15 protein-coding genes are annotated in these 18872 nt (G+C 66.2%); 3 read left to right on the top strand and 12 right to left on the bottom strand.

Annotated features, from left to right (window positions below; translation table 11 throughout):
- Window positions 1-39 precede the first annotated feature (39 nt).
- From FFS09_RS09535 to FFS09_RS09505, 7 genes are all read right to left on the bottom strand, one after another.
- Window positions 40-921 (bottom strand): alpha/beta fold hydrolase, encoded by an 882-nt coding sequence (locus FFS09_RS09535; RefSeq protein WP_137918626.1) that lies wholly within the window; start codon window positions 919-921, stop codon window positions 40-42.
- Window positions 914-5284 (bottom strand): non-ribosomal peptide synthetase, encoded by a 4371-nt coding sequence (locus FFS09_RS09530; RefSeq protein WP_137918625.1) that lies wholly within the window; start codon window positions 5282-5284, stop codon window positions 914-916. Before FFS09_RS09530 ends, FFS09_RS09535 begins: the two co-directional genes overlap by 8 nt.
- 226 nt (window positions 5285-5510) lie before the next feature.
- Complete coding sequence (locus FFS09_RS09525) at window positions 5511-6176, bottom strand: SRPBCC family protein (RefSeq protein ID WP_137918624.1); 666 nt, start codon at window positions 6174-6176, stop codon at window positions 5511-5513.
- An 11-nt stretch (window positions 6177-6187) separates the two neighbouring features.
- Complete coding sequence (locus FFS09_RS09520; protein ID WP_137918623.1) at window positions 6188-6685, bottom strand: (2Fe-2S)-binding protein; 498 nt, start codon at window positions 6683-6685, stop codon at window positions 6188-6190.
- Entirely contained in the window at window positions 6682-8973 is a 2292-nt protein-coding gene (locus FFS09_RS09515; protein ID WP_137918622.1) for a xanthine dehydrogenase family protein molybdopterin-binding subunit, read from the bottom strand. Before FFS09_RS09515 ends, FFS09_RS09520 begins: the two co-directional genes overlap by 4 nt.
- Complete coding sequence (locus FFS09_RS09510) at window positions 8970-9839, bottom strand: FAD binding domain-containing protein (protein WP_137918621.1); 870 nt, start codon at window positions 9837-9839, stop codon at window positions 8970-8972. The genes FFS09_RS09515 and FFS09_RS09510 overlap by 4 nt, the downstream gene beginning before the upstream one ends.
- Window positions 9836-10660, bottom strand: coding sequence for an alpha/beta fold hydrolase (locus FFS09_RS09505; protein ID WP_137918620.1), 825 nt, complete (start codon window positions 10658-10660; stop codon window positions 9836-9838). Before FFS09_RS09505 ends, FFS09_RS09510 begins: the two co-directional genes overlap by 4 nt.
- Window positions 10661-10859: 199 nt before the next feature.
- On the opposite strand from FFS09_RS09505, the gene FFS09_RS09500 reads away from it, so the two are divergent.
- The gene (locus tag FFS09_RS09500; protein ID WP_137918619.1) at window positions 10860-11849 is read left to right on the top strand and encodes a Bug family tripartite tricarboxylate transporter substrate binding protein; all 990 of its coding nucleotides are present in this window, start codon (window positions 10860-10862) and stop codon (window positions 11847-11849) included.
- A 9-nt stretch (window positions 11850-11858) separates the two neighbouring features.
- Here FFS09_RS09500 and FFS09_RS09495 read toward each other — a convergent pair whose 3' ends face one another.
- Window positions 11859-12755 carry a LysR substrate-binding domain-containing protein gene (locus FFS09_RS09495; protein ID WP_137918618.1) on the bottom strand — a complete coding sequence of 299 codons (897 nt, stop codon included), beginning with the start codon at window positions 12753-12755 and terminating at the stop codon, window positions 11859-11861.
- A 41-nt stretch (window positions 12756-12796) separates the two neighbouring features.
- Here FFS09_RS09495 and FFS09_RS09490 point away from each other — a divergent pair, with 41 nt between their 5' ends.
- Complete coding sequence (locus FFS09_RS09490) at window positions 12797-13531, top strand: ABC transporter substrate-binding protein (protein WP_137918617.1); 735 nt, start codon at window positions 12797-12799, stop codon at window positions 13529-13531.
- Entirely contained in the window at window positions 13528-13914 is a 387-nt protein-coding gene (locus tag FFS09_RS09485) for a RidA family protein (RefSeq protein WP_137918616.1), read from the top strand. The genes FFS09_RS09490 and FFS09_RS09485 overlap by 4 nt, the downstream gene beginning before the upstream one ends.
- Before the next feature lie 566 nt (window positions 13915-14480).
- Here FFS09_RS09485 and FFS09_RS09480 read toward each other — a convergent pair.
- The 4 genes from FFS09_RS09480 to FFS09_RS09465 all read right to left on the bottom strand — a co-directional run bounded on the left by FFS09_RS09480 (window position 14481) and on the right by FFS09_RS09465 (window position 18870).
- Window positions 14481-15935 carry a UbiD family decarboxylase gene (locus FFS09_RS09480; RefSeq protein WP_137918615.1) on the bottom strand — a complete coding sequence of 485 codons (1455 nt, stop codon included), beginning with the start codon at window positions 15933-15935 and terminating at the stop codon, window positions 14481-14483.
- Window positions 15936-15980: 45 nt separating this feature from the next.
- Entirely contained in the window at window positions 15981-16973 is a 993-nt protein-coding gene (locus FFS09_RS09475) for a Bug family tripartite tricarboxylate transporter substrate binding protein (protein ID WP_137918614.1), read from the bottom strand.
- A 58-nt stretch (window positions 16974-17031) separates the two neighbouring features.
- Window positions 17032-17619 (bottom strand): UbiX family flavin prenyltransferase, encoded by a 588-nt coding sequence (locus tag FFS09_RS09470; protein WP_137918675.1) that lies wholly within the window; start codon window positions 17617-17619, stop codon window positions 17032-17034.
- 279 nt (window positions 17620-17898) lie between these two features.
- Window positions 17899-18870, bottom strand: coding sequence for a Bug family tripartite tricarboxylate transporter substrate binding protein (locus tag FFS09_RS09465; protein ID WP_137918613.1), 972 nt, complete (start codon window positions 18868-18870; stop codon window positions 17899-17901).
- Between the last annotated feature and the right edge of the window lie 2 nt (window positions 18871-18872).

Here is an 18872-nt window from a genome sequence, read left to right as displayed (position 1 = left end):
AAAGCCTGCGCGCCCGTTTCAGGTTTCGTTGAAGCGTGCTCACGAGGCATTGCTGCGCGTGGTTGTGCTGGGGACACAAGCGAGCGCGCCATGGAGCCAGTCAACGATGCTGCGGATCAACCGCTCTTGCGTCGCCAGTGTCGTGGCCGTGTGATCGGCCTGCGGCAGATACTCGCATTGCACGCGGTCAACGAAGTTGAATTCGCTGAAGGCTTCACGCAACTGCTCCTGGTAGTTGAAGGTCCAGTGAATGCTGCCGGAATACACGAAACACACCGCCACACCGCGATCAACGAGCGTCTGAACATCGCGGCCGAAGACCTCACGCGGCGGAGCGCGGCGGTCGAAGTCCCACAATTCGTGCGTCGTCGTCGACCGGTTGGCCACATTCTTGATGGCTCGCGCCGTGCGCTCGACGAGCTTTCGCGTCCATGCTTTGAGGGTGCGCAGCGGCGCCTCGCGCAGCCGGCCTGTGTAGCGATTCCATCTCGTCCTGGCCGTAGGATAGGCGTCACCGTCGAGCATCCATAGGGCGCCCACACGCTTGTCCGCCAGCGCTGCCGCCAGACCGTTGCAGGCGCCAGAACACATGCCCGCAATGGCGAATGTGTCGATATTGCAAATGCGCTGGAAGTGATCCATGGCCGCTTGCAGGTCCACCACGGCCTGTTGTTCATAAGGAAGGGCTTCGTCTGGCGCGCCACTATCGCCCTGGCCTGAGAGGTCCATGCGGAGTGTGGCCAAACCCTCTCGTGCGAGAGCGCGTGCGAGTTTGGCGTTGAAGCGGTGTGGTCCGATGCGGTGAATGATCCCCACGTTGAGTAGCACAACGCCCATGCGTGCAGGCTGTTCGCCAGGTGGCAGGGTCAGCGTGGCGCTCAAGTGCTGTTGAGAACCGAATTTGAAGGAGACTTCATTCAAGCTGGTCTCCTCTCAGCACCGCTGCAAGGAGATTCAGTGCGTTGATGGGAACCAGCGCGGTGTTGAAGGCTTCCTCTGAGGTCCAGTCGAAGTCGAGGGTGAGCGTCTGGCGCCGCGCCGCCACGCCGCTGCCCCGCAGCGCAACGACCAATTTGTCCGCGTCGGTGGCCTGCTGATGAGACGCGACCAACAGGACGCGACGGGTCCGTGCACGCTGGTAGTCGGCGGGCGCGACAGTGCGAATCTGCTCCAACAGGCGCCGACTCACGCCATAACCCAGGATCTCTTCATCGCCCGCGAGCGCACCGCCGTCTGGCAAGTCGGCGATCATCGAGGCGTGCACCGCCTGCAGGTGGTCGACATAGCGCGCACCCGAAATCACCGGCTCCCAGAGCACGAGTTGCTGCGGGATCTGCGGCGCTTGCACGGAGGCTCGCACCGCCAGGGCGCTGGCCAAGCGCGGTGCGACCCAGTCCACCTCCTGCACGCCAGCACGTTGACGCAGCAGCGCATCGGCGGCAAGCACATCCTGGACCCAGCGATCGAGATCGGCTTCGCGGTCGTCGCCCATGGATTCGCCACTGGCGTGGTAATCGAAGCGAAGGCAGGCAACGCCGGCGCGCGCCAGGCTATCGGCAAGCACGCAGAAAAAGCGATGAATGCGCACCGCTTCCTGTCCAAAGGGATTGCAGAAGAGCACGGCGCGTTGGCGCACGTTGCGCAAGCCGCCTGGATGGAAGACGCCGTAAAGGGATGACGCAGGATGGCCGAAGCGGACGGGCCTCATGGCGAGGCTGCGAGGCAACCCGTTCGCGGCGTCTGCCTCGACACGAACTTCGGCCGCAAGAGAATCGATTGGCGCGGCATGGGACGGTTCGATCGCGATGCTGGCGGCGATCTGGCCGAGGGATTCAAAGATCAAACGGCCGACGTCGATCTTCTCGCCCGTGATCCGCTGCATCTCCTGGACGGCGCGCAGCGCGAGCAGAGAATGGCCGCCGAGATTGAAGAAGTAGTCGTTGCTTCCGACCTTTTCGACGTTCAGCAGTCGGACCCAGATGGCAGCGATCGCCTGCTCGGTGGCGTTCGCCGGCACGGTACCGTCGGCGCAGTTGTCCGTTGCATCCTGCTCGGCGTTGGGCACAGGGAGAGCTTTGCGGTTGACCTTGCCATTGGGCAGTAACGGGATGGCATCGAGTTCGACGAAGTGCTGCGGGAGCATGTAGTGGGGCAGCCTGGTCTTGAGGTGCTCGCGCAGGGCGGCGGCTTCGGTGGCCGCTGCGGGTTTGGCCACCAGGTAGGCGACCAGGCGCTGGTCGCCCGGTCGGTCCTCGCGCGCGATGACCACGACCCGCGCGACGCTGGGGTGGTCCATGAGTTGCGACTCGATCTCGCCGAGCTCGATGCGGTGGCCGCGCACCTTGACCTGGAAGTCCGTGCGGCCATGGTGCTCCAGGGTGCCGTCATGGCACCAGCGACCGCGGTCGCCGGTGCGGTAGAGGCGTTCACCAGGGCGCTCCGGGTCGGCGATGAAGCGCTCCGCGGTGAGTTCGGGTCGCTGGTGATAGCCCAGGGCAACGCCCTCGCCACCAATGCAGATTTCGCCAGGCACGCCGATGGGGCAGGGCTGCAGCCGCTCGTCCAGGATGTGGATGGTGGTGTTGGCGATGGGGCGCCCGATGCGGATGCCACGCTGCGGGTGCTCGACACGCCAGCAGGTGGACCATACGGTGGTCTCGGTAGGGCCGTACATGTTCCAGAGCTCGCCACAGCGCTCAAGCAGTTGCTCGGCCAGGTCCACGGGCAGGCCTTCGCCGCCGATGAGGGCCTTCAAGCCGGGAGTGGGCTTCCAGCCGGACTCGACGAGCATGCGCCAGCTCGAAGGCGTGGCCTGCATGACGGTGACCCGGTGCTCGGTGAGCATCGCGGCCAGCGCACCGCCGTCCAGCGCATCCTCGCGGCTGGCCAGCACGATCTTCGCGCCCACGGTGAGCGGCAGCAGCAGTTCGAGCACGGCGATGTCGAAGGACAGGGTGGTAACAGCCAGCAGCGTGTCGGAAGCCTTCAGGCCGGGCTCGCGGGCCATGGCGGCGAGAAAGTTGACGACGGCCTGGTGGTGGACGGCCACGCCCTTGGGCATGCCTGTGGAGCCGGAGGTGTAGATGACATAGGCGGGGTCCAGGGGCTGTGCATCCCGTGCGGCATCGGGAGGCAGCGCGGCATCGGGCTGCGAGTCGATGGATGCGGCGTCGATGTCGAGCAGCAGGGTCTTCTCGCGTGGCCAGGGTAGGGCGTGAACGAGGGAGGACTCGCTCACGAGCAGTGCCAGCTGTGCGTCCTTGGCCATGTCAGTGAGACGATCGCCGGGGTAGGCGGGGTCGAGCGGGACGTAGGCGGCGCCGGCCTTGAGGATGGCCAGTTGGGCCACGAGCATGTCCAGACCGCGTTCGATGCACAAGCCGACGAGCGCACCGCGGGCGACGCCGCGCACGCGCAAGGCACGGGCCAGGCGGTTGGAGCGCTCGTGCAGTTCGCCGTGGCTGAGTTCGCCGAAGCAGGGCTGCAGCACGGCAGGTGCGGCGGGCGTGCGCGCGGCTTGGGCCGCGATCACGCCGTGCACGGTTGCCGATCGGTCGTAGGCCGCATCGGTCGCGTTCCATGCCTGTTGCCGATCGCGCTCTGACGGGTGGGGCGCCAGCAGCTCCCGCGCGGGAAGATGGTGCGCATCGGGCAGGCGCTCCACCATGGTCAGCAGGCGCTCGGCGAGCAAGCGGCAATCGGCTTCGTCGAACACGTCCGTGTTGAAGCTGTAGACAAACTCCAGCAGCTCCTTCGTCAGCACACACCAGAGCGAGAGGTCCTGCGTCGCGCCGCGGACGGGCACCAGCAGGCGACTGACCTCCAGGCCACCCCACTGCATGGGACGCGTGCGCACGTCCTGGAAGGAGAAGCTCGCCTGGTGCAGCGGGGGCCGGGAGAGGTCGCGCGGCGGGTTGAGCTCGCGCATGAGGTGCTCGAACGGCACATCGGGCGCATCGAACGCCGCCTGAACCTCGTGGTGAACCTGGCGAACCCACTCGCCAGCGCTGATCTCCCCGGCAAGGGTGAGCCGCATGGGCAGCATGTTCACGAAGAAGCCCATCAAGGGTTCGAGATCGCTGCTCTCGCGTCCCCGCACCGGCGTTCCGATGCACAGGTCGCTTTGGTTGCTGAACTGGCGCAATGCCAGCGCATACATGGCCAGCAAGCAGACGTACAGCGTGGTGCCCTGCTGGGTCGCGAACAGCGTAAGCCGCTCGAGCACGGCCCCGGTCAAGAGCAGATGGAAGGAGCGCCCGCCTCCGGTCATGCGCTTCGGTCTTTTGCGCGACGACGGCAGATCGAGCGGGTCCGGCAGCGGCGAAAGCTTCTTGACCCATTGGGAGGCTTGCCGTTGCAGCTCCTCGCCTTTGAGCCACTCCAGCTGCCACGCGGAAAAATCGCCGTAGCTGACCGACAGGGGTGGCAAGGCGGGTTCGATTCCCTGGACGAACGCGCTGTAGTAGACGGCCAACTCCGCGCACAACACATCGAAAGACCATGCGTCCCAGATGATGTGGTGTGCAGCGAAAAGCAGCACGTGAAGGTTCTCGTCGAAACGGTACAGCGCTGCGCGGAACAGGGGGGCATTGAGCATGTCGAATGGCTGGGCCGCCCATTCGGCGCACCGGCGCTGCACCTCGGCCTCGCGTTCGTGGGGCGCCAGCTGGCCCATGTCCTCGAAGTGCAGCGGCGCACCGTCGAAGCGCGGCAGAACGCGTTGCCGCAGCGTCTCTTCCTCTCGTTCGATGCGTGTTCGCAGCACCGGCTGGCGATGGACCATGGCCAGAAAGGCACGCTCGAACGCCTCGCGGTTCATGGGACCTTTCAACCAGTGCGCGGAGTGCAGATTGTTGACGCCGGTCCCGGGATTCAACTGCTCAAGGAACCACATGCGCTGCTGCATCAGGGACAGGGGCGCGGTGGATGGATCCTCGCGCACGGGCACGCGCCTGGCGCTTTCAAGCGTCGCCGCGCGCTGTTGCTGGGCGAGCCAGCCAGCCAGCAGACGTGCCGTCGGCTGTTCAAAGATGGGGCGCAGTCCTGGCCGGGGAAGGCCCGACTCCGCGAGCCGGGCCGACAGCCGCGCGGCCAGGAGAGAGTGCCCGCCCGCCTGGAAGAAGTTCTCGTCCGGGCCGAGGGCGGGTCGCATGAGCAGGTCCGCCATGGCGCGTTGCACAACGTCGACGCATGCGGCCTCACTGGCGACTTCCGCGACCGGCAGGCCGGAAATGTCGCTGAAGACCCGTTTGAGTTCGGCTTCGATGAGGAGGACGCGGCTCATGGGGATGGTGGGGGACAGGGCACTGTGCTCAACCCGGCAAACGGGGTGCCCGGCAGGGTGGTGCCCAAACGGCCACGGGCAAGGCAATCTCGGGCGTTACCTGACTGGTCGCGGCCGGTATTTTTTGCGGCAAAAAGTTGTCGTGTCTAACCCGATCGACTTATATTGCTCATCGACTCCACCACGGTGCTGCAGGCGCAGATGGTCGGCGCGTCAACCACCTGGTTCAACCGGTGAATTGCAGCACGTACAACGCAGCCAGCACCGCCACCGCAGCGGCCGTGGCCGAGATGGCCGCCGCGAGCACGGCAATGTGGTTGCTCTGCGGTGCAGGCTGTTGATGCTGCACGGCGTGCGGCGTGGCCACTGCAGTCGTCGTGACGCTCCTGGGCACGCTGCCCATTGCCGCAGCCTGACCAGGCGCAGTGGCGGCCAGTGCACCGGCTGGTTTCGCACCCGAGAGCTCGTTGGCAAAGCGGGTGAAGAAATCGTCCGACATGCGCTTGGTCACGCCGTCGATGAGACGGGCGCCCACCTGCGCGAGCCGCCCACCCACTTGCGCCTGTGCGTTGTAGCGCAGGCGCGTGCCACCGTCGACGTCGTCGAGGCTCACATGGGCCGTGCCCTTGCCGAAGCCGGCCACGCCGCCGGAGCCCTCGAAGGACATGGCGTACGAGGTAAGTGGCACCGCGTCGCTCAACGCAAGCTTGCCGGAGAAGCGTGCGCGCACCGGGCCCACCGTCATCTGCATGGCCACGCGGTACTTGTTCTCGCCGTCGGCCTCGAAGGAGTCGCAACCCGGGATGCAGCGCTGGAGCACGGCCGGGTCGTTGAGTGCGCGCCAGACGTCACTGCGTGGCACGGACAGGATTTTTTCGCCTTGGATTTCCATTTGTTTTTCTTTCAGGTGGCGTTGGCGCTGGCAGCCGCGCGGATGCGCTGGCCGGCCAGCTGCACGGCTTTGATGATTTCGGGGTACGCGCCGCAACGGCAGAGGTTGCCCGCCAGGTAGTGGCGGATCTCGTGATCGCTCGGGTCGGGGTTCTGTTCCAGCAGCTGGCGCGACATGAGGATGAAGCCCGGTGTGCAGAAGCCGCACTGGAACGCGCCCGCGTCGATAAAGGCTTGTTGCACCGGGTCGAGCTGGCCATCTTTCTCCAGGCTCTCCACCGTGGCGACGTTGCAGCCATCGGCGTGCATGGCCGGGTAGATGCAGCCGGTGACGGCCTTGCCGTCGACGACCACGGTGCAGCAACCGCACAGGCCTTGGCCGCAGCTCTCGCGCGCGCCGTGCAGGCCGCAGTCGCGCACGACTTCCACCAGGGTGTTGTAGGACTCGATGTGTCGAGCGACGGGCTCGCCGTTCAGGCGAAACTGGATCAGGGTGCTGGTGGTGCTCATGTCGGGCTCTCTTCGGTCTGGCGTTGGGCCAGCGCCTTGTAGACGTCTTCGGGGGTGATGGGCAGGGTGGTGATGCGCACGCCAACGGCGTCGTGAATGGCTTCGGCCACGGCGGAGGCGACGCCAAAGCAGCCGCTCTCGCCCAGGCCCTTGGCGCCGAAGGGGCCGGTGGTCTGCTGGGCTTCAACCGCTTCGCAGCCGAACTGCTCGGGGATGTCCAGAATGCCGGGGATCTTGTATTCGGAGAACGACGCGTTGCGCAGTTGCCCGTCGGCGTCGAAGTCCATCTTCTCCAGGTGCACCATGCCGAGTTGCATGATGGCCGCGCCGGAGATCTGCGTTTCCACCACCTTGGGGTTGAGCGGCGTGCCGCAGTCCACCACGTTCTCCATGCGCAGGATCTTGAAGTGGCCGGTCTCGGTGTCCACTTCCACTTCCACGCCGGTGCCGCCGATCATCCAGTTGGGGGTGATGTCGGGCGATTGGCCGTTCGCGTCCGGCGAGGTGTAGGAGGGCACGAAACTGCCCGTGCCCACGAGCGTGCCGGCCTGCATGCTGAACTTCTTTTTCAGCAGCAACGAGGTGTCGCCCATGCCGTTGAAAGGCACACCCAGGCTGTCGGCGAGTTCACGCACCTTGAGCAGCAGGTCGGCAGCAGCGGCCTTCACTGCGTTGCCCATGGAGAAGGTGGAGCGCGAGCCCAGCGTGGCCATGTCGTACGGCGTGGCGTCGGTGTCCGCGTGCACCACGTGGATGTCTTCCGCGCGGATGCCCAGCACCTCGGCGGCCACGATCGCCATGGCCGTGTCCGAACCCTGGCCCATGTCGACGGTGCTGATGAGCAGCGTGCAACTGCCATCGCCCGCGGCGGTGATGGTGGCCACCGATGTGGTGGGCGCCACCAGCGCCTTGAAGCCCAGGCCGAGCCCGCGGCCCTTGCGCACGGTGCCCGTGCCGCGCTCGATGGGCGTGTCCCAGTCCATGCGGCTGGCGACGCGGTCCAGCACCATGCGCAGCGCCGCGTCTTTCATGATGGTGCCCGCGCCATGGGGTCGCCCGTTCTCCAGCAGGTTCAGGCGGCGGAATTCGAGCGGGTCCATGCCGATCGCACGAGCGATCAGGTCGGCCTGGCTTTCGTAGCCCCACACCACCTGGGTGATGCCGAAGCCACGGAAGGCGCCAGCGGTCGGCAGGTTGGTGTAGACCTGGTACGAATCGATGTGCAGGTTGTCGATGTCGTACGGGCCGCCGGCGGTGAAGCCGGACTTCTGCGTGACACGCGGCCCGATGTCGGCGTACGCGCCACCGTTCCAGTAGACCTCGCAATGGCGACCGGTGATGCGGCCCTGGGCATTCACGGCGCTGCGGATGCGGAAGGTCGTTGCGTGCTTGGTGATGGTGTAGAACTGCTCTTCCATCGTCAGCGCCACGCGCACCGGCCGACGGGCGATCAGCGTGAGCGCCACGGCCAGGGCCTCCAGCTTGATGTAGAGCTTGGCGCCGAAGCCACCGCCCAGCAGGCGCGTCTTCACCTGCACGCGGTTCTCGGCCCAGCCCAGGAGGCGCGCGATTTCCAGCCGCACGAAGGACGGGCTTTGGGACGCGGTGTGGATCGTGATGCCACGCTCGTTGAGTTCCGCGATGCTGATCATCGGCTCCAGCGGCGTGTGCATCACCTGCTGGGTGCGGAAGGTGTGGTCGAACACGTGCGCCGCTTCGGCAAACGCCTTGTCGATGTCACCATGGCGCAGCCGGTAGTCCAGCGCGACGTTGGTGCCCTTGCGGCCGGCCAGGTGTTTCAGATCGGGAAACGTGCCCGCAGGCCGCAGCATGTCGTGCACCAGGATGTCGGTGTTGTGGGCCGCCTGGACTTCGTCGAACACGGCGGGCAACACCTCGTACTCGACCTCGACCAGGCCCGCGGCCGCTTCGGCCACGTGCACGTCTTCGGCCAGCACCACGGCCAGGGGTTCGCCGATGTGCCGCACCTTGTCGATCGCCAGGATCGGCTGGTCGTGGAAGGCCGGGCCGTAGTGCGGGTCGGGGATGACCTGCATCACGTCGCGCGCCGTGACCACCTTGAACACGCCGGGCATCGCGGCCGCGCGCTCCGTGTTGATGGACAGGATGCGCGCGTGCGCATGAGCGCTGCGCACGGCCTTGGCGTGCAGCATGCGCGGCAGCGACAGGTTGTGCGTGTAGTCGGCCGTGCCGGTGACTTTGGCGCGCGACTCCAGGCGGTTGATCGAGTGACCGACCTGTTGGTGAGCGGTGGAGGTGAAGGTCATGCGTGGCTCCGGCTGCGGCGCAGCGCAATGTCGATGGCCCTGGGCAAGGCGGTCTTGAGCAGTTGGCTCTTGTATTCGGCCGATCCGTGGGCGTCGCCCATGAGCGGCGCTTCGTGGACCGCGGCTTCGCCAGCGGCGCGCAGCGCATCGGGTTCGAAGCCGCGTTGTTCGATGAGCGTTTGCGCTTGCACCAGGCGCGTCGGCCGGTCGGTGGCCGCGCCGGTGAAGAAGTGGGCCTTCTCGACCTGTCCGTGGACCATCTTCAGCACCACGGCCAGGCCGAGCGCCGGCCAGTCGTGCGCGGCGCGCGTGGTCAGCTTCAGGTAGTGGCCCGGGCCGGCCTGCGGCGGCACGGTCACTTGCGTGATCAGTTCGTCGCGTTCGACCACCGTTTCGTAGTAGCCGGTGCACAGGTCCTCGGCGTTCACCGTGCGGCTGCCCTTGGGGCCGGTGATCACCACGCGCGCGCTCAGCGCCGCGAGCACCGGTGGCATGTCCAGGTGCGGGTCGGCATGGCGCAGGTTGCCGCCGATGGTGGCCACCGCGCGCACACGGGCGTTGGCCACGCCGCGCAGCGCCTGGCTCAGCAGGGGCCAGTCCTTGCGGACGGCCGCGTGGCATTCGATGTCGGCGAGCCGGGCCAGGCCGCCGATGACCAGATCGCCCTCGGTGTTGACGCCCACCGATGCGTGCTCGTCGCCGATCTTCTGCAGGCTGATCAGGCGCGTGGGGTGCAAGACGCCGGCCTTCATCATCAGCATGACGGCCGTGCCACCGCCGACGGGGCGGATGTTGGGATCTTCCGGGTCGAGCAGCGAGAGCGCTTCGTCCAGCGAGTAGGGCAGCAGGAATTCGAAGGGTGTCATCGTGCCGCCTCCGCGCAGAGTTCCAGCAGCGTGGCGGCCACCACGTCGGGCACTTCCAGCGGCGCGAGGTGCCGCGCGTTGGGGATGACCGTCAAACGGGAATGGGGGATGCCGGCGTGCATCGCCTGCGCCATGGGCACCGGCGCGGCGTAGTCCTCTTCGCCCACCAGAATGCGGGTGGGCACCTGGATGGTGGGCAGCAGCGCGCGTCCGTCGAAATGGCCCAGCATGGTGCACGTGGCGACGTAGCTTTCGATGTCATTGCGCAGAAAGGTGTCGATGCAGGCCTGGAGCACCTGTGGGTTCTGTTCGCGGAACGCGTCGCTGAACCAGCGCGTCTTCTGGAAATCCACCAGCGAGGCCAGGCCCTGGGTGCGTCCCTTCGTGGCGCGGTCTTCCCAGTCCTTGGGCGCGGTCGGGCCGTACCAGGCGGTGGTGCCGATCAGGGCCAGGCCGGCCGTGCGCTCGGGGTGGCTGCCCGCGAACTGCAGGGCGACGCAGCCGCCCATGGACGCGCCACCCACGACCGCGCGGTGAATGTGCAAATGGTCCAGCACCTCCAGCAAGTCGTCGGCCATGCGCTGGGCGGTGTAGGGGGTCGGACCGTGGCCCGATTGGCCATGACCGCGCGCGTCGATGGCCACCACCGTGGCCTTGCCTTCGAGCCGTGCGGCCTGCAGGTCCCAGAAGCGATGGTCCATCGCCAGCGAATGCACGAGGGCCACCACCGGCAGGCCGGTGAGGGTCCCGTGAACGCGGTAGCGGATCGGAATGCCATCGCTGCTGGTCAGCGTGGCGGCGGAGTTGTGGGGTGTGGTCATATGGGGCGAAATTGTTCGTCCGCGTTCGCACCACGTCCAACGAGAAATTTGAAGCTCTCCGATCAAAATCCCTCATGCGCCTGCCCCATGAGCGGAATTGCTAGGGGCCAGCGAAATATCTCGTTTGACCCGCACCACCGTCTGCTCGACGATTGTCGAGACCTTCCTGTCGAACAACTCCAGCACCGAGACAACGCCCATGATTTCGAACAACGCATCCCGCCGTCATCTGCTTCTGGCCGCCGCCTTGGCGATTCCGGCGTTGGCTTGTGGCCCCGCCGTGGCCCAGGACTACCCGTCGCGCCCCATCCGTGTGGTGGTGCCGTTTGCGCCGGGCGGTGTCGTCGATGTGACGGCTCGGCTGTTGACCCAGAAGATGACCGAGCGCCTGGGCTGGAACTTCGTGGTGGACAACAAGCCGGGTGGCAACGGCTTCATTGCCGTGACGCAGGTGGCCAAGGCGGCGCCCGATGGCTACACCCTGCTCACGGCCCACACGGGCGAATTCGCCGTCAACCCCGCGCTGTTTCCGCACACGCCCTACGACCTGGACCGGGACTTCGCCGCGATCACGATGATCAGCGACACGCCCATGCTGTTGGTGGCGAATGCCAAGGAGCCGTACAACAACGTGCGCGAACTGGTCGCAGCGGCGCGCAAGGACCCGGGCAAACTGGCGTTTTCCTCGCCGGGCAACGGCAGCGTGAACCACCTGGCGGGCGAATGGTTCTCCGTGGAGTCGGGCGCCAAGCTCCTGCACGTGCCCTACAAAGGCGGTGCGCCCGCGGTGGCCGCTGTGGCCGCTGGTGAAGTGCCCTTGGCCGTGGTCGCCGTGCCGGCGGTCATGCCCCATGTGCAGTCGGGGCGCGTGAAGGTGCTGGGCCTCACGACCGCGCGCCGCACGCCCTTCAACAACGCCTGGGAACCCGCCAACGAGGCCGGCGTGAAGAATGTGGATGCATCGAACTGGGTGGGCTTGTTTGCGCCCAAGGGTGTGCCCGCGGACATCCTGGCCAAACTGCATGCCGAAGTCGCCAAGACCTTGCAGGACCCGGACGTGAAAAAACGCTTCGCCGACGCGGGCGCGGAAGTCGGTGGCATGTCCTCCGCCGCGTTCGCGGACCGCATTCGCAACGACGCGGCGCGCTACCGCGACGTCGTGAAGAAGGCCAACATCAAACTCGAATGACGTGGGGCGCTAGGTCGCTGTTCCGAAGGTGGAGATCAGCCAGCGCTTGAAGAGCTGCACCTTGCGAAGGCCCGAGCGTTCGGGTCGGCTCAACACGTGGTAACCGGCCGATGACGCATACCGGAACTCGAACGGTGCCACCAGGCGGCCACTGGCCAGATCCTGGCGCACCAGCACCGAACGACCAATGCCCACACCCAGTCCTTCCACGATGGCGTTCATGGCAAACGAAAGGGTTTCGCAGTTGATCTCGCGGTCAAACGCATCGATCGATGAGCCTGCCTGCCGCAGCCACACGGTCCAGTCGTCCGTGATGATGGGGGACACCGTTCGCACGATGGGGAAGTTCTTCAGGTCGTCGATGGTGCGCAATGGCGGCCCGGACTCGAGCAGCTCGGGCGTGCAGACGGGGAAGATGTCTTCGTCCGCAATGCGTTCTGCGTCGAAGTCGCGCCAGTCGTCCGAGCCGTGCCAGATCGCGACGTCGAACTCGCGCTGCTCCAGGCGGTCCGTGGGTGCCAAGGCCGTCAGGCGCAGTTCGATCTGCGGGTACAGGCGCTGGAAGTCCTTGAGCGCGGGGGTGAGGCAGCGCGACGAAAAGGCCACCAGGCTGGCGATGGTGAGTCGGTTGTCGCGCGCCGACGAAACGCTTTCCGTGGCCGCCGCGATCTGGGCCAGGGCGGGGCGGATGCAATCCAGATAGGTGCGGCCTTCGTCCGTCAACCGTGTGGTGTTTTGCTTGCGCGTGAAGAGCTGTATCTCCAACAGACTTTCCAGCTCCTTGATGCGGTGGCTCACGGCTGTCTGCGTCAGGCTCAGTTCGACGGCCGCGCGGGTGAAACTTTGGTGGCGCGCGGTGGCTTCGAAAGCGAGCAGCGCGGCGAGTGGGGGCAGTGTCCTGGGCATGAGACTAATTTAACTTGAACCGCATCCAACCAAGGAGAGAAATGAACATCGATACCGAATTGATCCGGCAGATTGCCCCTACCGGCGTGCTGCGCGCCTCCATCAACGTCGGCAACCCCGTGCTGGCCAGCCGTTCCAGTGGTGACGGCTCGGTGCGCGGGGTGTCGGTGGATCTGGCGCGTGCGCTCGCGGGGCGTCTGGGGCTGGCGCTGGAGCCGGTGGTGTTCGACAGCGCGGGCCAATCGGTCGAAGCGGTGGCGCGGGGGGACGCCGACATCGGCTTCTTCGCGCTCGACCCCGCGCGCGCGGACCAGCTGCGTTTTGCCACGCCCTATGTGTTGATCCAGGGCGCGTACCTGGTGCGCAACGCGTCGCCGTTGAAGACGATGGACGAGGTGGACCGCGCGGGCCATCGGGTGGTGGTGGGCAAGGGCAGCGCCTACGACCTGCACCTCACGCGCAGTTTGAAGCACGTCACGATCGAACGCGCCGCGACATCGCCCACCGTGGTGGACGAATTCATCCGCACTGGCGCCGACGTGGCCGCCGGCGTGCGCCAGCAACTGGAATCGGACCTGCTGCGCTTCCCGGGCTTGCGCATGCTGCCCGGCAACTTCATGACCATTCAGCAAGCTGTGGGCATGCCCGCGAACCGCAGCGACCAGGCGCTGGCGGAAGTGCGCCAGTTTGTCGAAGACATGAAGGCCGATGGCTTCGTGGCCCGTGCCCTCAAGCGGCACGACATCGAAGGCGCGGCTGTCGCCCCCTTGGCATGAGCGCCACACAGACCTTCACCGCGCCAGAGGGCATGGTGGCGCCACGTGGCCACTACAGCCATGCCACGCGGGGCGCGGGCCTGGTGTTCGTGTCGGGGCAGTTGCCCGTGGCCGCGGACGGCCGTGTGCTGCACGACGCGGCCTTCGAGGTGCAGGCACGGCAGGTGCTGGACAACGTGGCTGCCGCGCTGACAGGTGCAGGCAGTTCGGTGGACAGGCTTCTGCAGGTGCGCGTGTACATCACCGACATCGGCCTGTGGCCGTCCTTCGATGCGATCTACGCGCAGTGGGCCGGCGATGCGCGGCCGGCGCGTGCGGTGGTGCCCGTGCCTGTGCTGCACTACGGGTGCAGTCTGGAGATTGAAGCTGTGGCGCTGGCCTGAGGTTTGCGCATTGCTTCTCGTCTGGGGGGTTGCGCATTGCTTCTGGCAGAGGTTTGCTCCGGGCCGCTGGTGCGTGTGCCCGTTCTCCGGCGCGGGCTCGCGGGCATCTGCTCGGGTGCTCATGCACCTCTTCGTCAACACCGCGGTTGGCACGCACGCTCTGTGGCAACCGCGAATGGCGCCTGCGCCCGGACACCCACACCATCGACCCCAGTGGCACCCAGGCGCACTACCGAAAACAGCCGCAGGCACGCCACCGTGTCACTCGTTCCAGTGGCGCCCCCACATGCCGCCGGCAACAGCCGCAGGCACGCCACCATGTCACTCTCGGCGGATGGTGGGGTTCGCGGGCGCAGGCGCCATTCGCGGTTGCCACAGAGGCTGAGCGCCAACCACGGTGTTCACGCCGTGGTGCGGGCATGCCCGAGCAGACGCCCGCGAGCCCGCGCCGGAGAACGCGGACCACGCCAGCCGTCAGCGCGATCCGCAGGCGTGAAACAGGGCCGCACCAAGCCAACCATCAACGCGATGCGCAGGCGTCAAACAGGGGCGCACAGAGCAAACCGTCAAAGGATGTGCTTCCACTTCGCCCGCACGGTCTCCTGGAGTTCCTTGCTGGCCTCGGCCACCGCGGGAAACTCCTTGATGAAGTCGTATGGGCGGCACGCATCGATGATCGCCTTGGACGTGAACGGCGCCTTGGACGTGTAGGCGATGGACATAGGGTCGTTCTTCGATCCCATGCCGCGCTTGATGATGTCGATGTCCAGGTCCGGGTCGGTGCGCGTGGCCACGGCCCACATCACTTCCTGCAGGTTGGAGGGGTCGATGTCCTCGTCCACCACCACCGAGTAGCGCGACATGTACGCGCCCACGCCGCACTGGCTCAGGATGTGGCCGGCCTGGCGCGCATGCCCGGCATAGCGCTGCTTGATCGACACCACGTTGAACATGCGGGCGCCACCGATTTCGTGGGCCCAGACCGCTTGCACGTCGGGCACGCCCGATGCGAGCAACGCGTCCATCAGCAAGGCCGAACGCATGACGGCCTTGGAGTAGGAATAGTCGTTCGGCGGTTTGGCCGGCGGGCTGCCCATGATGATCGGGTTGTGGCGGTAGTACACGCGCTCGATCGTCACCACTGGCGCAGTGGCCGGCTTGCCCGGGTAGTAGCCGTGGAACTCGCCGAAGGGGCCTTCGATGCGCTCGTCGTTCACCTGCGCCCAGCCTTCCAGCACGATCTCCGCACCGCTCGGGATGGGCAGGCCCGTCAACTGGCCCTTCACCACCGACACCGGCTGCTTCAGGATGGCGCCGATGTAGTTGTACTCGCACATGCCGAACGGTACTTCGATGCCGGAGATCAGGTAGCCCAGCGGGTCGCAGCCGACCACGATCGCCACCGGGAAAGGCTTGCCGGCCTTCATGTATTTGTCGTACTGGATCGCGCCGTGTTTGCCGGGCACCATGTCCAGGCCCACGTGGTTCTTGTCGTGGACCATCACGCGGTAGGTGCCAACGTTGACCCAATCGGAGTCCAGGTCCTTGGTGACCACCATGCAGCCGGTGCCGATGTAGCGCCCGCCATCGAGTTCGTGCCACAGCGGCGACGGGAAGGCGAACACGTCCACGTCCTCGCCGGTCTGGATGTTCTCGAAGATCGGGCCGCTGTCCGCGAAGACCGGCGGATATTGATCGGCTTCGCCTTGCCACTGCTTGGGCTTGCCGCGCAGCGACTGCGTGAGGCCGCCGTTGGTGTTTTCAATCGGCAGGCGCAGGATGGACGACAGGCGCGACGGGCTGCTGGTGCTGCAGGTCATCACGCGATGGCCCTTCGGATAGCCCGGGATGTCGTCGAACAGCAGTGCGTTCGGCAGCTCCTTCTTCACGTTGAGCTCGCTGATCGCGCCCAGCTCCAGGTTCCACTCGGCGCCCGACACCTCCGTCAGTTCCCCCAGTTGTTTCACTTCATCGATCCACGCTCGCAGGTCCAGCGGGTTTCCAACGGTCGAATTGCTCATGCTCTGTTGTCTCAAAAAACTTGGAAGGACGTCGGGGTGGTGGGATCAAGACTCGATCTTGAAATCCATCTCCTTGATCAACCGGCTCCAGCGGGTCATCTCGTCGCGCATGAATTTGTCCTGGTCGTTCAGGAACAGCAGCTCGGCGCCGGCTTTTTCCACGTCGGCGACGAACGACGCGTCGGCGAGGACCTTCTTGCCCAGGTTGCGCTGCACGTCGAGCACGGCGCGCGGCGTGCCGGCGGGCGCGAAGAGCGCGTTGAACACGAGCACCTGCATCTCGTCGAAGCCGGCCTCGACCGCGGTGGGGATGTCGGGTGCGGCCTTCATGCGCTTGGGGCTGTTGATCGCCAGGATGCGGATGCGGCCGGCGCGGTGGTGCGCCAGGACGGCCGACGACATGATGGGCGTGCCCACCTGCAGGTGGCCGGCGACCACGTCCGACATGGCCGGGCCGCCCCCACGGTAGGCGATATGGGTGATGTTGAGTTTGCCGCCCACGTACTTGAGCAGTTCACCCGTGAGGTTGGTGATGGTGCCGGCTCCGGCCGACCCGTAGGAGAGCTTGCCGGGTTGGGCGCGCGCCAGCGCCACCAGTTCCTTCAGCGAATTCACGGGAAGGGATGGGTGCACGACCACGCAGGTCGGGTTGGCGCTGACCATGCTCACCATGGTGAAGTCTTTCAAACCGTCGTACTGCGGCTTGGCCGATGCCAGTGGATTGATGATCTGCGTGGTGGACGTGCCCAGCAGCAGGGTGTAGCCGTCCGGTTTGGCGCGCGCCACTTCGATCGCGCCGATGGCCCCGCCCGCGCCGGCCTTGTTGTCGATGACGAAGGTGTAGCCGGACAAGGGCGTCGCGGCTTTGGCCCAGTAGCGCGCCATGATGTCGCCATCGCCACCCGGTGCAAACGGCACCACGACGCGGATGGGCCGATCGGGGTAGCCTGCCTGTGCGGCGGCCGGAAGGGATACGCCTGCTGCGGTCACGCTGGCCGCGGCCAGCATGAATTCACGGCGTGAAAAATCGTTCGTCATCGTCTGTCTCCTTGTGTCAATGAAGTGCTGAAAGTTGCGTTGCGCGATGAGCGTTTGCCTACTGCCCCATGCCGCTCCAGCGCCGGACCAGTTGCGTGTCGATGTCGAAAAGGTCCAGGCAGCGGCCCACCGTGTGGTTGACCATCTCGTCGATCGAGGCGGGCCGTGCGTACAGCGCGGGCACCGGCGGCATGATCACGGCGCCGTTTTCGCTGGCTTGCAGCATGGTTTTGAGGTGGCCGTTGTGCAGCGGCGTTTCGCGCAGCAGCAGCACCAGCTTGCGGCGCTCCTTGAGCACCACGTCGGCCGCGCGGGTCAAGAGCGAGGTCGTGTTGCCATACGCGATCTCGGACAACGACCGGATGGAGCAGGGCGCGACCACCATGCCCAGCGTCTTGTAGGAGCCGGACGAGATCGACGCGCCGATGTTCTTGGCGTGGTGGACTTCGTCGGCGAGCGCCTCGACGTCCTTGGGCTTCATGTCCGTTTCCGTGCTCAGCGTGAGCTTGGCCGAGTCGCTCATGACCAGATGGGTCTCGATGTCGGATTCGCGCAGCACCTGCAGCAGGCGGATGCCGTAGATGGCGCCCGAGGCACCGCTGATGCCGATGATCAGACGGCGGCGTTGGGTCGGGTTGGCATTCACAGGGCGTGTGTTCTTGAGCGGTGGAGTGAAGGGAAGCCAGGCGATGGCTTTGACGAAGGGCATCGCACCGCGTGCGGAGCCGACGTGTTTTCAGTCGGCGGATTCTTGCGTCCCGGTCGGCATGCGTCTAACGATAAATTTCGCTGGAGGTCACGAAAAATCCTCATGTCGACGCGCTCGCTGGCGGACTGCATGTGGCCCGGCCATGCAAAACGGCCGCAGAGGCGGCCGTGGGTCTGTGGCGCAACGCAGTGTTGGACTGCGCGCCAGGCGTGTGCGTCAGTCGATCTTCACGTTCGCCGACTTGACGAGGTTCACCCAGAACTTGCTGTCGTCCACGAGCCATTTGCCATATTGCTCGGGCGAGTCGGACAGCGACACCTCGGTGCCCTCGCGCGCCAGCGCGGCCTTCACCGACGGTTGCTGCATGGCGGTGCGCACCGCGTCGTAGAGGGTCTTCACCACGGGCGCCGGGGTGCCGGCGGGCGCGAACATGCCGTACCAGAACTCGAGGTTGTATTCCGGCAGGCCCGCTTCGCGCATGCCCGGCAGGTCGGGCACGAGGGGTGAGCGTTCGCGCGTGCTGACCGCGATGGCGCGCAGCTTGCCTGCCGAGGACTGCGGCAGCACCGAGGGCGAGGTGCCGAAGGTGAGCTGGGTTTCGTTGGCCATCACCGAGGTGATGGCGAAGGAGCCGCCCCGGTAGGGCACGTGGGTCATCTCGGTTTTGGTGATCAGGTTGAACAGCGCCGCGCCCAGGTGCGGTGCCGACCCGTTGCCCGAAGTGGAGTAGTTCAGCTTGCCCGGGTTCTTCTTCGCTTCGGCGATCAGGTCGGGCACCGTGCGGATCGGGCTGCTCGGGTTGACCGCGAGCACCAGGGGCGAGGTCGTCATCTTGGTGATGGGGATGAAGTCGCTCGGCTTGTAGCTCAGCTTGGCGTTGAGCGCGGGGTTCACCGAAATCGCGCTGGGGCTGGCGATCATCAAGGTGTAGCCGTCGGCGGGCGCGTTGGCCACGATGTCTGCCGCGATGCTCGAACCGTTGCCGGGCTTGTTGTCGATGACCACGGTCTGCCCCAGCGCCTTGCTGAAGGCCTCGCTCATCGTTCGGGCGACATAGTCCGCCGCGCCGCCCGGCGCAAAGCCGATCACGATGCGAATGGGCTTGTTCGGGTAGGCCGCCGGCTGGGCCCAGCTCAGGGGGGCCAGGGTGCCGAGGGTCAGGGCGAGTATCAGGGTCTTGCTTTTCATGG

Origin of the sequence: Hydrogenophaga sp. 2FB (assembly GCF_005503365.1) — a bacterium.
GTDB lineage: Bacteria > Pseudomonadota > Gammaproteobacteria > Burkholderiales > Burkholderiaceae_C > Hydrogenophaga.
The sequence above is the reverse complement of the archived record's forward strand: the minus strand, read 5'-3'. Positions and strand labels throughout refer to the sequence as shown.

Coding starts and splice junctions, on each gene's coding strand:
- FFS09_RS09530 (WP_137918625.1), bottom strand. CDS start 5,284: ATGAGCCGCGTCCTCCTCATCGAAGCCGAACTCAAACGGGTCTTCAGC.
- FFS09_RS09525 (WP_137918624.1), bottom strand. CDS start 6,176: ATGGAAATCCAAGGCGAAAAAATCCTGTCCGTGCCACGCAGTGACGTC.
- FFS09_RS09520 (WP_137918623.1), bottom strand. CDS start 6,685: ATGAGCACCACCAGCACCCTGATCCAGTTTCGCCTGAACGGCGAGCCC.
- FFS09_RS09515 (WP_137918622.1), bottom strand. CDS start 8,973: ATGACCTTCACCTCCACCGCTCACCAACAGGTCGGTCACTCGATCAAC.
- FFS09_RS09510 (WP_137918621.1), bottom strand. CDS start 9,839: ATGACACCCTTCGAATTCCTGCTGCCCTACTCGCTGGACGAAGCGCTC.
- FFS09_RS09505 (WP_137918620.1), bottom strand. CDS start 10,660: ATGACCACACCCCACAACTCCGCCGCCACGCTGACCAGCAGCGATGGC.
- FFS09_RS09500 (WP_137918619.1), top strand. CDS start 10,860: ATGATTTCGAACAACGCATCCCGCCGTCATCTGCTTCTGGCCGCCGCC.
- FFS09_RS09495 (WP_137918618.1), bottom strand. CDS start 12,755: ATGCCCAGGACACTGCCCCCACTCGCCGCGCTGCTCGCTTTCGAAGCC.
- FFS09_RS09490 (WP_137918617.1), top strand. CDS start 12,797: ATGAACATCGATACCGAATTGATCCGGCAGATTGCCCCTACCGGCGTG.
- FFS09_RS09485 (WP_137918616.1), top strand. CDS start 13,528: ATGAGCGCCACACAGACCTTCACCGCGCCAGAGGGCATGGTGGCGCCA.
- FFS09_RS09480 (WP_137918615.1), bottom strand. CDS start 15,935: ATGAGCAATTCGACCGTTGGAAACCCGCTGGACCTGCGAGCGTGGATC.
- FFS09_RS09475 (WP_137918614.1), bottom strand. CDS start 16,973: ATGACGAACGATTTTTCACGCCGTGAATTCATGCTGGCCGCGGCCAGC.
- FFS09_RS09465 (WP_137918613.1), bottom strand. CDS start 18,870: ATGAAAAGCAAGACCCTGATACTCGCCCTGACCCTCGGCACCCTGGCC.